Source organism: Anaeromyxobacter sp. SG64, assembly GCF_022690745.1.
Classification (GTDB): Bacteria; Myxococcota; Myxococcia; order Myxococcales; family Anaeromyxobacteraceae; genus Anaeromyxobacter; species Anaeromyxobacter soli.
This window is the reverse complement of the sequence record NZ_JALCZB010000051.1, coordinates 16,334-28,725: the sequence shown is the minus strand read 5'-3', so window position 1 is coordinate 28,725 and position 12,392 is coordinate 16,334. Positions and strand designations below refer to the sequence as shown.

The following is a 12,392-nucleotide window of genomic DNA, read 5'->3' as shown; positions in this document are numbered from 1 at the left end:
ACGGCGCGGGCGCCTCCCCGTCCGCGCGGGCCGGCCGTGAGGCGGACGGGGTCGCGCCCGGACCGACCGGGACCGGCGCCGCTGCCGGCGCCGCCGCGTCGCTCGTCGCGCCCGAACGTGAGCCCGGCGGCGGCGCCTCCGCGTACTGCGTGTGCCCGAGGAGCTCCTCGCCCGGCCGCTCCGCAGCGGGGCGCAGCGCGAGGAGCCGGTACGAGACCGCCCCCACGGTGAGGAGGACGGCGGCGACGGCGGCGGCGGACCAGCTCCAGCGGGGCAGGATCCGCGCCGGGCCGCGCTCGCGCGCCGCCTCGCGGGCCGCCGCGAGCAGGATCCGCTCGCCGGCCTCGGGCGCGCGCTCCTGGGGGAGCGCTGCCATCGTCTGCCGCGTCGCGCGGATGCGCGCGAGCTCCGCGGCGCACTCCGCGCAGGCGGCCGCGTGCGCCTCCACCTCCCGCGCCTCGCGTGGCGACAGCTCGCCGTAGGCGTGCTCGAGGAGGAGCTCGGCGAAGCGCTCGTGGCTCATCGGGACGCCCCTCCCGCCGCGGACGGCGCGCCGTCGTCGGGGCCCACGCCCGCGGCGGCGAGCTCCACGCGCAGCGCCTCGAGCGCATAGCGCATCCGGCTCTTCACAGTGTTCTCGGGCGTGCCGGTCACCTCCGCGATCTCCGCGAAGCGCAGCCCGGCGTACTCGCGGAGGAGGAACACCTCGCGCTGCTCGGCCGGCAGCGCCGCGAGCGCCGCCTCGAGCCGGGGCCGGAGGAGCGCCGCGTCGGCGGCCGCGTCCGGCGACGGACCGTCCGCAGCGTGCGCCGCCGCGCCCGTCGGGCCAGGCGCGTCGAGCGGCTCTGCGCGCCGGAACGCCGCCCGGCGCGCCTCGTCGATCGCGAGGTTCCGGGCGATCGCGTACACCCAGGTCCTGAACCGCGCGCGCTCCTCCCATGTGCGGGACGCCTTCACCACCTTGAGGAACACCTCCTGACAGAGATCCTCGGCCCGTGCCCGGTCGGCGGTGAGCCGCACGAGGAACGAGAAGACGGGCGCGCGGTGGCGGCGCATGAGGGCCTCGAAGGCCCGCGCGTCGCCCCCCCGGAACCGCAGCATGAGTCGTTCGTCGCTCTCGTCCGGCGGCACCGTCGCTCCGGGCCTTCAGGCTCTCGAACGCACGAGCCACGAAAAGGATCTGACGACAAATTGTACGCCGTCGAGCGGGCGCCCGTCGCGCCGCCTTGACGCACTCGACCGGAGAGCCCCCCGGCGCGGCGCTCGCGCGACCCGGCCGCGCGCGTTACCACCGGCCGGTGATCTCCCCGGACGCAGTGGTCGTCGGCTCCGGCCCGAACGGCCTCGCGGCCGCCGTGGCCCTCGGCGCCGCCGGGGTGCGTGTGCGCGTGCTGGAGCGGAACGCCGAGGTGGGCGGCGGGGCGCGCACGCTGCCGCTCACCCTGCCCGGCTTTCGCCACGACCACTGCTCCGCGATCCACCCGCTCGCCGCGGGGTCGCCCTTCCTGCGACGGCTGCCGCTCGCGGCCTACGGCCTCTCCTGGATCGAGCCCCCCGCCGCGGCCGCGCACCCGTTCGACGACGGCACGGCCGCGCTCCTCTCGCGCTCCTTCGCCGCGACGGGGGACTCGCTCGACGGCCCCGACGCCCGGGCGTGGCGCGCGCTCCTCGAGCCCATCGCGGACGGGTTCGAGGCGCTCGTGGAGGAGCTCTTCGGCGGCCTGCTGCGCGTCCCGCGGCGACCGCTCCTCCTCGCGCGGTTCGGGCTGCCCGCGCTCGTGCCGGCCGCCTCGCTCGCCCGCGCGCGCTTCCGTGGCCCGCGGGCGCGCGCGCTCCTCGCAGGCCTCGCCGCGCACGCGCAGCTCCCGCTCGAGCGCACCCCCAGCGCGGCCTTCGCGCTCGTGCTCGGCGGGGCGGGCCACGCGCTCGGCTGGCCGTTCCCGGCCGGCGGGGCGCAGGCGATCGCCGACGCGCTCGCGGGCCTCGTCCGGGCGCGGGGGGGCACGATCGTGACGGGCGAGGAGGTCACCTCGCTCGACGCGCTCCCGACCGCGCGCGCGACCCTCCTCGATCTCACGCCGCGCCAGGTGCTCCGCGTCGCGGGCTATCGCCTGCCGCGGCGCTACGCCGCGGCGCTCGCGCGGTTCCGGTACGGTCCCGGCGCGTTCAAGGTGGACTACGCCCTCGACGGCCCGATCCCCTGGCGCGCCGGGGAGTGCGAGCGGGCGGGGACCGTGCACCTCGGGGGCTCGCTCGAGGAGATCGCCGCCGCCGAGGCGGCCGTGTGGCGAGGCGTATCCCCGGCGCGCCCGTTCGTGCTCGTCGCGCAGCCCACGCTGTTCGATCCTTCGCGCGCGCCGCCGGGCCGGCACACGGCCTGGGCCTACTGCCACGTCCCGAACGGCTTCGCCGGCGACGCGCTCGCGGGGATCGAGGCGCAGCTCGAGCGGTTCGCGCCGGGCTTCCGCGAGCGCGTCCTCGCGCGTGCGGTCCGAGGCCCCGCCGCGCTCGAGTCAGACGACCCGAACCTCGTCGGCGGCGACGTGGGCGGCGGGGCGAACACGCTCGCGCAGACGCTCTTCCGCCCGGCCGCGCGGCTCGTCCCCTGGTCCACGCCCGTGCGCGGCCTCTACCTGTGCTCGGCGTCCACGCCGCCGGGCGGCGGGGTCCACGGGATGTGCGGGTACCACGCCGCGCAGGCGGCGCTGAGGGGGATGGGCTAGGGCGCCCCGCTCAGTCCAGCTCGCGCCGCACCCCGCCCGCGCGCGCGTGCGGCGCCGGCGCGGGCTCGTGCCCGCCCTCGCCGGCGTGGCCCGGGCGCAGGACGCGGCGGAACATGCGGCGCACCCGCTCCCGGAGGCCGTCCATGATCTCGTAGACGGTGGGGATGACGAGGAGGGTGAGGAGCGTCGAGGTGATGACGCCGCCGATCACCGCCCGCCCGAGCGGCGCACGGAAGTCGCCGCCCTCGCCCAGGCCGAGCGCGACCGGGATCATGCCCGCGATGATCGCCACGCTCGTCATCATGATGGGCCGCAGGCGGATCCGCCCCGCCTCGACGAGCGCGTCGCGGATCGAGATGCCTCGCTCCTCGCGCGCCCACTTCGCGAAGTCGATGAGGAGGATGGCGTTCTTCGCGACGATGCCGAAGAGGAGGATGACGCCGATGAGGCTCATGATGTTGAGCGTGTCCCCCGTCACGAGGAGCGCGCCGACGACGCCGATGAGCGACAGCGGGAGCGACATGAGGATGGCGAGCGGGTCGAGGAACGAGCCGAACTGCAGGACCAGGATGAGGTACATGAGCAGCACGGCGAGGAGCAGCGCGAGGCCCACGCGCGTGAACACCTCGGCCTGGTCCGCGCTCTCGCCGCCCTGGCGGAGCGTGTAGCCCGGCGGGAGCTTCACCTCCGCGCCGAGCCGCTTCTCGATGTCCTGCACCACCTCCGAGAGCGAGCGGCCCGCGACGTTGCCCTGGATGTTGATGACGCGCTCGCGGTCGAGGTGGGAGATCTGCGCGGGCCCGAGCCCCTCCCGCACCGCGGCGACCTGCCCGAGCGGCACCACCTGCGGGTTCCCGCCGTTCTGCGCGTGGAGCACGAGCGGGAGCTGCCGCAGGTCGGCGGCGCGCTCGCGCGCCTCGGGGGCGAGCCGGACCATCACGTCGCGGGTCTCGCCGGTCGGATCCACCCAGTCGCCCGAGTCGAGCCCGGCGAAGGCGATGCGGAGCGACTGCGCGATCTGCCCGACGGTGACGCCGAGGTTGCCGGAGAGGCCGCGGTTCACCGCCACCTCGAGCTCCGGCTTCTGGCCGCGCGTGGAGAGCCCGACGTCCACCGCGCCCGGCACCGACTGCGCGACCGCCTTCACCCGCTCCGCGTACTGGGCGAGCACGCGCGACTCCGGCCCACGCAGCTCGAGCTGGATCGACTTGAACGCCCCGCCGAAGCCGCTCGTGAACACCGAGATGTCCGCGCCCGCGACGCGCGAGAGCTCGCGGCGGAGGATGGCCCCGAGCGCGTCCTGCGAGACGCTCCGGTCCTTCTTCGGTACGAGCCGCACGTAGACGAGCGCCTGATCCACGCCGGGGGCCTGCAGCGGGATGGGCGTGCCGATGGAGGAGTAGACGTACTTCACCTCCGGGTGGCGGTGGACGATCGCGTTCGCCTCCTCGACCTTGGCGCGCGTGTACTCGAGCGACGACCCCGGCGGCGTCTGGACGATGAGGCTCACCTCGCTGCGGTCCGAGATGGGCACGAACCCCGCGCCGCCGAACGTCGCCTGCAGGAAGATGGCGCCGAAGAACGACAGGGACGCGACCGCGAGCATGATCCAGCGGTGGTCGAGCGCCCAGGAGACGACGCCCTTGTAGCGGTCCGCCTGCCGGTCGAACCAGGCGTTGAACGCGCCGAGCGCCCGGCCGACCGGGCCGCGCGCCTGGCCCTTCTCGATCTGGGGGTCCGGCCAGTAGGCCGACATCATGGGGTCGAGCGAGAAGGAGACGAAGAGCGAGACGAGCACCGCCGCGGCGATGGTGAGGGCGAACGGCTTGAACCACTGGCCGGCCACCCCGTACATGAACGCGACCGGCACGAACACCGAGACGATCGAGAAGGTCGTGGCCGCGACCGCGAGGCCGATCTCGTCGGTGCCCTTGAACGAGGCGGTGGTGTGGTCCTCGCCGAGCTCGATGTGCCGGACGATGTTCTCGCGCACCACGATGGCGTCGTCGATGAGGATGCCGATGGCGAGCGAGAGCCCGAGGAGCGACATGGTGTTGAGCGTGAAGCCGAACGCCCAGACGCTGATGAAGGCGGCGAGCACCGAGACCGGCAGCGCGAGGCCGGTGATGACGGTCGAGCGCCAGGAGTTGAGGAAGAAGAACACGACGAGCACGGTGAGGAGCGCGCCCTCGACGAGCGTCGTCTGCACCTCGTTCACCGAGCGGCGCACCCGCTGGCCCGCGTCCTGGACCACCTGGAGCTTGGCGGCCTTGGGCAGCCGCGCCTCGAGCGCCTTCGCGCGCGCCTTGATCTGGTCGGCGACGGCCGTCGTCGAGTAACCCTTCGTCTTCAGCACCTCGAGGCCGACCGCCTCCGAGGAGTCGTAGAGGGCGAGCGTGCGCGGCTCCTCCGCGCCGTCCTTCACGGACGCGACCTGCCCGAGCCGGACCACCTGTCCGCTCCGCGTCGCGACCGCGAGCGCGGCGAACTCCTCCGGCGTCTGCAGCCGCCCGGTGAGCCGGATCGACTGCTCGCCGAGCTTCGTGTTCACCCGCCCGACCGGCGCGGCGAGGTTCTGCGCCTGGAGCGCCCCCACCACGTCGTTCGCCGCGACGCCGGCGGCGGCCATCGCCTGCGGGTTCAGCTCCACGGTGAGCTCGCGCTTCTGCCCGCCGACGAGCCGGACGTCGGCGACCCCCTGCGCGGCGCGCAGCTCGCGCGAGACGACCTCGTCTGCGAGGCGCGTGAGCGCCGGGACGTCGATCGAGTCCGAGGTGAGCGTGAGGGAGACGATCGGCTCGTCGGACGGATCGAACCGCGTGATGATCGGCTCCTCCATCTCGAGCGGCAGGTCGGCGCGCTTCTCGCTGATGGCGTCGCGGATGTCCTGCGTCGCCTCCTGCAGGTTCTTCTCGAAGTCGAAGAAGACGATGAACTGGGCGAGGCCGTCGGTGGCGGAGGCGGTGGTCTGCTTCCCGTCGATCCCGCTGATCGAGAAGATCGCGTCCTCGATGGGATCGATGAGCTCGCGCTCCACCGTCTCCGGCGACGCGCCCGGGTAGACGATCGTGACGGCGACCACGGGCGGCTGCACGTCCGGGAACTCGTCGGTCTTCAGGGCGAACAGCGCCACGAGCCCGAAGATGACGAGCGCGAGCATCACCGTGACGGTGACGATCGGCTTCTTGATGGCGAAGTCGGAGACGAACATCTACCGCCCCCCGCCGTCCGACGCCTGCGCGCCGTCCTCCGGCCTCGCGCTCCTCCGCTCCTCCTGCTTCGGCGGCGCCCCGGCGCCTGCCCCCGGCGCCTCCGGCTGCGCGACGCGCACGGGGGCCCCCTCCGGGAGGGTCGCCCGCGCCGAGCCGAGCACGAGCACGTCGCCCGCGTTCACGCCCGAGCGGAAGGCCACCGCGCCGGTCACGTCGTCGCGCAGCGCGACCTCCACCGAGACGCGCTCGACCTTCCCCCCCGCGACGCGCATCACGGTGGGCGGCTTGCTCGAGTCGTCCACGGCGCTGGCCGGCGCCGCAGGTCCGGTGGCGCTCTCCGCGGCGACGCGGCCGTGCGCGTAGAGGCCCGAGATGAGCCGGCCGTCGTCGTTCTTCACGTCGACGTAGACGCGGACCTGCCCGGTGGCGGGGTCCACGGCGGGGTTCACGCGCTCGATCTCGCCCTGGAACACCTGCTCGAAGCCGGTGACCGTGAAGTCCACGCGCGCGCCCGGCCGCACGAGGCCGACCTGCGCGGCGGGCACCGATCCCTCGAACTGCAGCCGGGCCGGATCGATGACCGTGAAGAGCGGCGCCCCCGGCGCCACGATGTCCCCCACCGACACCTGCCGCTCGGACAGGACCCCCGCGAACGGCGCCTTGACCTGCGACTTCGCCACCTGCTGCTGGGCGGAGACGAACCGCGACTGCGCGTCGGCGAGCTGCGCCCGCGCGCCCTCGAGCGCCGCCTCGGCCTGCTCCGCCTGCTGGACGGCGAAGGCGCCCGCCTCGGCGAGGGTCCGCGCCCGCTTCGCGTTCGCCTCCGCCACGTGCAGCGAGTTTCGTGCGGCGGAGACGCCGGACTGGGCCGCGACGAGCGCGTCGCGGAGCGCCGTCACGTCGACGCGCGCCAGGATTTTTCCCTGCGGGACGCGCTCGCCCGCCTCGGCGAGCACCTCGAGCACGGTCCCGCCAACCTCCGCCCGCAGGGCGGCGGCGCGCTTGGCGCGCAGCGTCCCGGAGATGTCCGGCCCGGCCTGGAGCGTCCGCTCGGTCACCGTGGCGACGTTCTCGGGCGCGAGGGTGATCGGCTCCGGCGCGGCCGCCTTTCCGCCCGCTCCGTCACCGCCGCGCTTGCAGGCGCCGAGCGCCAGGAATGTGAGCGCGATCGCCGCGACGCGCGTCGCCATCCGGTGGGGTCGCCTCGCCATGCGTGCCTTCCTCTTGATCGGAAACAAGGACCGCCCCTGCTGGCGGACCCCTCCTTATGACCGAAATGGGGGCCGAAGCGCGAGCCTGATTGGGGTCAACGACCTTTGGCTCGCGATCTGCGCTCGCGCCACGCGGCTCGCAAAGGGCCGACACGAATGGTGCGCGCGATGGGGCGTCCCTCCCGGCCCGGCGTCCGGGCGAGCAGGCCGCGCTAGGCTCCCCGCACTCTCCGCCAACCCTGGCCCGAGGTGCGCCATGGCCCTCTCGAAGGTCGCGCCGTCCTCCCTCTTCGCGCTGCTCGCAGCGGCGGCGCTCGCCGCCTGCGGCCCGGCCGCCGCGCCCACCCTCTCCTCCTCCTCGGGCGCGATCAGCGCGTCCGCCGTCGATCCCGGCAACGCCGGCGGGAACAAGCAGCTCACGGTCATGACGCGGAACCTCTACCTCGGCGCCGAGCTCGGGCCCGCCCTCGCCGCGCAGTCCGTTCCGGAGCTGGTCACCGCCGCGACCACGATCTGGACGACGGTCGAGGCGAACGACCGCGGCTACGGGTCCGACGACGTCCTCGCCCGGTTCGACGGGATCGCCGACGAGATCGCCGCCACCTCGCCGGATCTGGTCGCGCTGCAGGAGGTCACCCTCTGGCAGAAGGCGCCGGCCGGCTCCGCGGACTTCGCGGTACGCTTCGACTACCTCGAGGTGCTCCTCGACAAGCTCGCGGAGCGCGGCCTCTCGTACGCGCCCGCCGTCGTCCTCCCCCTCACCAGCCTCGCGGTGCCCATCGCGACCGGCGAGACGGTCGCCATCACCGATCGCGACGTGATCCTCACCCGCGCCGACGAGCCCGGGCTGCACGTGTCGGACCCGCGCTCGGACGTCTACGGTCCGGACTCCTGCGCCGCCGATCCGGCCTGCCCGGAGCTCGTCCACTTCGACGTGCTCGGGCAGCCCCTCGCGATCCTCCGCGGCTGGACGAGCGTGGAGGTGGAGTACCGCGGGGAGCGGCTGCGGTTCGTGAACACGCACCTCGAGGCCTACGACCCGACCGTTCGCGTCGCGCAGGCGACGGAGCTCGCCGAGGCGTCGTCCGCGGGGACCTCGCGGGTCATCCTCGCCGGCGATCTGAACTCGCTGCCCGGGACGGAAGGCGCCGCGGCGCTCGCGGACGCGGGATTCACGGACGTGTGGCCCGTCGTGAACCCCGACGACGCGGGCTTCACGAGCCCCTACCCCGAGGTGCTCTCCATACCGGCGATCGACCTCGACGAGCGCATCGACTACGTGCTCTTCCGCGGTCCGGTGGTGCCGCGCTCCGCGGAGGTGGTGGGCGAGGCTTCGGAGGATCGCGTCGTGGTGTCGGAGGACGTCGCGCTGTGGCCGAGCGATCACGCGGGGGTGGTCGCGGAGGTCGAGCTCCTGGACGCGCGCTTCGCGACGCTGAAGTAGCGCGCGCCCCCGGAGAGAAGACGGGCCCGACCCGCCGGAGCGGATCGGGCCCGTCGTGTCTTCGCGCGGCTCCTCGAGGCTATGCGCGCGCCTTGGGCGGCGGCGGCTTCCCCGGGGCGGCGGCCGGGGTCGCGGCGGCGGCGCCGGGAACGAGGTTCGCCGGGTTCATCGCGCGGGCGAGCTGCTCGTAGAGCGCGTAGCGCTCGCGGACGTCCTTCTGCGCCTGCGCGAGCATCTTCGCGAAGCCCTCGGGGTTCGCCGCCTCGACCTGCCGGAAGCGGGTCTCGTTCTCGACGAACCGGGCGAGGTCGATCTTCGGCGCGGGGCTGTCGAGCTTGAGCGGGCTCTCCCCCTGGGCCACGCGCCGCGGATCGTAGCGGAAGAGCGGCCAGTAGCCGGACTCGACCGCCTTCTCCTGCTGCCCGAGCGCCTCGGACATCTCGTACCCGTGCGCGATGCAGTGCGAGTAGGCGACGATGACGGAGGTGCCGGTGTAGCTGTCCGCCTCCTTGAACGCGTTCACCGTCTGCGCGTCCTTGGCGCCGAGCGCGACCCGCGCGACGTAGGGGTGGCCGTAGCTCATGGCGAGCATGGCGAGGTCCTTCTTCGGCAGGGTCTTGCCGGCCACCGCGAACTTCGCCGCGGCGCCCATGGGCGTCGCCTTCGACGCCTGGCCGCCGGTGTTCGAGTACACCTCCGTGTCGAGCACGAGGATGTTCACGTCGCGGCCCTGCGCGATGACGTGGTCGAGGCCGCCGTACCCGATGTCGTACGCCCAGCCGTCGCCGCCGACGATCCAGACCGACTTGCGGACGAGGTAGTCGGCGATCTTCGAGAGCCAGCGCGCCTCGAAGGTGTCGAGCTTCGCGAGCTTCTGCTTGAGGAGCTTCACGCGCTCGCGCTGCTTCCCGATCGCGGCCTCGTCGCCCTGCTCGGCCTTCAGGATCTCCTCGACGAGCCCGTCGCCCACGGCGGTGCCCATCTTCCCGAGGAGCTCCTTCGCGTGCTCGGCCTGCTTGTCGATGGCGAGCCGCATGCCGAAGCCGAACTCGGCGTTGTCCTCGAAGAGCGAGTTCGCCCAGGCCGGACCGCGGCCCGCCTCGTCCTGCGTGTACGGCGTCGTCGGCAGGTTCGCGCCGAAGATGGAGGAGCAGCCCGTGGCGTTCGCGATGATGGCGCGGTCACCGTAGAGCTGCGTGAGGAGCTTCAGGTACGGGGTCTCGCCGCAGCCGGTGCAGGCGCCGGAGAACTCGAAGAGCGGCTGGAGGAACTGCGTCCCCTTCACGTCGAGCTTCACGCGGGTGCGGTCCGCCTCGGGGATGGACAGGAAGAACGCCCAGTTCGTCCGCTCCTTCTCCTTGAGCGGATTGGCGTCCGTCATGTTGATCGCCTTCTTGCCCTTCTCGGTCTTCGACTCGGCCGGGCAGATCTCCACGCACAGCGAGCAGCCGGTGCAGTCGTCCGGGGCGACCTGGAGCGCGTACTTGTTCCCCTTCACCTCCGGCGACTTGAAGTCCATCGTCACGAAGGTCTTCGGCGCGGAGGCGAGCACCTCGGGCGCGAAGAACTTCGGGCGGATCGCCGCGTGCGGGCAGATGAGCGCGCACTTGTTGCACTGGATGCAGAGGCTCGGCTCCCACACCGGCAGCTCGAGCGCGATCGAGCGCTTCTCCCACTTGGACGTCCCGGTCGGCCAGGTGCCGTCCACCGGGAAGGCCGACACCGGGAGCTGGTCCCCCTTGCCGGCGAGCATGAGCGCCGTGACGCGCTTCACGAAGTCCGGCGCCACCTCGGCGACCGCAGGCGGGCGCGGCGTCCCGCTCACCTTGCGGTTCGCGGTGCTCACCTCGAAGAGGTGGGCGAGGGTGTGGTCCACCGCGGCGAAGTTCTTCTGGACGACCTCCGGCCCCTTGCGCGCGTAGGTCTTCTCGATCGTCTTCTTGATGTGCCCGATCGCCTCGTCGCGCGGGAGCACGCCCGAGATCGCGAAGAAGCAGGTCTGCATGATGGTGTTGATGCGCACCCCCATGCCCGTCTCGCGCGCGACCTTGTACGCGTCGATGACGAAGACCTTGAGCTTCTTCCGCAGGATCTCGTCCTGCACCTCGGCCGGCAGGTGGTCCCAGACCTCGTCGGGCCCGTAGTGCGAGTTGAGGAGGAAGGTCGCGCCGGGCGCCGCCGCCTCGACCATGTCGTACTTCTCGAGGAAGCCGAACTGGTGGCAGGCGACGAAGTTCGCCTTCGAGATGAGGTACGCGGAGCGGATCGGCTTCGGCCCGAAGCGCAGGTGCGAGATCGTCACCGAGCCGGACTTCTTCGAGTCGTAGACGAAGTAGCCCTGCGCGAAGTTGGGCGTGTCCTCGCCGATGATCTTGATGGAGTTCTTGTTCGCGCCGACCGTGCCGTCCGCGCCGAGGCCGTAGAAGAGCGCGCGCACGACGCCGGCGGGCTCGGTGTCGAAGGCGGAGTCGTACTTGAGCGACGTGTTGCTGATGTCGTCGTTGATGCCGATGGTGAAGTGGCGCTTCGGCCGCGGCTTCCCGAGCTCGTCGTAGACCGCCTTCACCATCCCGGGCGTGAACTCCTTGGAGGAGAGGCCGTAGCGGCCGCCGATGACGGTGAGCTGGTGGTGGAAGCGGTCGATGTGCGCCTGCTCCGCCTCGCGCAGCGCGGTGACGACGTCCTGGTAGAGCGGCTCGCCGAGCGCGCCCGGCTCCTTCGTGCGATCGAGCACCGCGATGTGGTGCACGGTCCGCGGGAAGGCCGTCATGAACGCCCCGAGATCGAAGGGCCGGTAGAGCCGGACCTTCACGAGGCCGACCTTCTCGCCCTTCGCGACGAGGTGCTCGACGGTCTCCTCGATCGTCTCGCAGGCGGAGCCCATCGCGACGACCACGCGCTCCGCCTCAGGGTGGCCGACGTACTCGAAGAGCTTGTAGTTGCGGCCGGTGAGCTTGCCGAACGCGTTCATCGCCTCCTGCACGTGCTCGGCGGCCTCGGCGTAGAACGGGTTGCACGCCTCGCGCGCCTGGAAGAACGCGTCGGGGTTCTGGGCCGTGCCGCGCACGCTCGGCTTGTCGGGCGTGAGCGCCCGGGACCGGTGGGCGGCGACGAGCTCCTCCGGGATCATCTGGCGGAGGTCGTCGTCGGTGAGCTCCTCCATCTTCGCGACCTCGTGCGAGGTGCGGAAGCCGTCGAAGAAGTGGAGGAACGGGATGCGCGAGAAGAGCGAGGCGCGCTGCGCGATGGCCGCGAAGTCGTGCGCCTCCTGCACCGACGCCGAGGAGAGCAGCCCGAAGCCCGTCTGGCGGACCGCCATCACGTCGGAGTGGTCGCCGAAGATCGAGAGCGCGTGCGTCGCGAGCGTGCGCGCGCTGACGTGCATGCAGAACGCGGTGAGCTCGCCCGCGATCTTGTACATGTTCGGGATCATGAGGAGCAGGCCCTGCGACGCCGTGAAGGTCGTCGTGAGCGCTCCCGCCTGCAGCGCGCCGTGCACCGCGCCGGCCGCGCCGCCCTCCGACTGCATCTCGGAGACGGAGGGGATGGTGCCCCAGATGTTCTTCCGTCCCTTGGCCGACCACTCGTCCGCCCACTCGCCCATGTTGGAGGAGGGGGTGATCGGGTAGATCGCGATCACCTCGTTGATCCGGTGGGCGACCGAGGCGACGGCCTCGTTGCCGTCCATGGTCACCATGCGCCTGTTCGCCATCGGTAATGCCTCCTCGGGACGTGCGCGCCGCCGCGCGCGCGTTTACGCCGCGGAACAGCCGAGCGGGATTGACTACTGGTCGAGTGGGGC

The 12,392-nt window shown here is 72.8% G+C and carries 7 protein-coding genes; 2 read left to right on the top strand and 5 right to left on the bottom strand.

Going from position 1 to position 12,392, the window contains the following annotated elements:
- Together MNZ29_RS15330 and MNZ29_RS15325 are read right to left on the bottom strand one after the other, a co-directional pair.
- On the bottom strand, positions 1-523 hold a 523-nt coding region (locus MNZ29_RS15330; protein ID WP_242355758.1), incomplete at its 3' end, for a zf-HC2 domain-containing protein.
- The gene (locus tag MNZ29_RS15325; RefSeq protein WP_308197065.1) at positions 520-1,131 is read right to left on the bottom strand and encodes an RNA polymerase sigma factor; all 612 of its coding nucleotides are present in this window, start codon (positions 1,129-1,131) and stop codon (positions 520-522) included. The genes MNZ29_RS15325 and MNZ29_RS15330, both read right to left, overlap by 4 nt.
- Positions 1,132-1,298: 167 nt before the next feature.
- Between MNZ29_RS15325 and MNZ29_RS15320 the strand changes: the two genes are divergently transcribed.
- Complete coding sequence (locus tag MNZ29_RS15320) at positions 1,299-2,723, top strand: NAD(P)/FAD-dependent oxidoreductase (protein WP_242355756.1); 1,425 nt, start codon at positions 1,299-1,301, stop codon at positions 2,721-2,723.
- 10 nt (positions 2,724-2,733) lie between these two features.
- Here the strand turns inward: MNZ29_RS15320 and MNZ29_RS15315 are convergent, their stop codons facing one another.
- Entirely contained in the window at positions 2,734-5,934 is a 3,201-nt protein-coding gene (locus MNZ29_RS15315) for an efflux RND transporter permease subunit (protein WP_242355754.1), read from the bottom strand.
- Positions 5,935-7,146 carry an efflux RND transporter periplasmic adaptor subunit gene (locus MNZ29_RS15310; RefSeq protein WP_242355752.1) on the bottom strand — a complete coding sequence of 404 codons (1,212 nt, stop codon included), beginning with the start codon at positions 7,144-7,146 and terminating at the stop codon, positions 5,935-5,937.
- Positions 7,147-7,402: 256 nt separating this feature from the next.
- Here MNZ29_RS15310 and MNZ29_RS15305 point away from each other — a divergent pair, with 256 nt between their 5' ends.
- Positions 7,403-8,590: an endonuclease/exonuclease/phosphatase family protein gene (locus tag MNZ29_RS15305; RefSeq protein WP_242355749.1), complete on the top strand. Its 1,188-nt coding sequence runs from the start codon at positions 7,403-7,405 to the stop codon at positions 8,588-8,590.
- Between the two features lie 79 nt (positions 8,591-8,669).
- On the opposite strand, the gene nifJ is transcribed toward MNZ29_RS15305, so the two are convergent.
- Positions 8,670-12,302 (bottom strand): pyruvate:ferredoxin (flavodoxin) oxidoreductase, encoded by a 3,633-nt coding sequence (gene nifJ / locus MNZ29_RS15300; RefSeq protein ID WP_242339654.1) that lies wholly within the window; start codon positions 12,300-12,302, stop codon positions 8,670-8,672.
- Positions 12,303-12,392: the final 90 nt, after the last annotated feature.

Excerpts from the sequence above, each read along its gene's own strand:
- MNZ29_RS15315 (WP_242355754.1), bottom strand. The coding sequence starts at position 5,934 with ATGTTCGTCTCCGACTTCGCCATCAAGAAGCCGATCGTCACCGTCACG.
- MNZ29_RS15310 (WP_242355752.1), bottom strand. The coding sequence starts at position 7,146 with ATGGCGAGGCGACCCCACCGGATGGCGACGCGCGTCGCGGCGATCGCG.
- MNZ29_RS15305 (WP_242355749.1), top strand. The coding sequence starts at position 7,403 with ATGGCCCTCTCGAAGGTCGCGCCGTCCTCCCTCTTCGCGCTGCTCGCA.
- nifJ (WP_242339654.1), bottom strand. The coding sequence starts at position 12,302 with ATGGCGAACAGGCGCATGGTGACCATGGACGGCAACGAGGCCGTCGCC.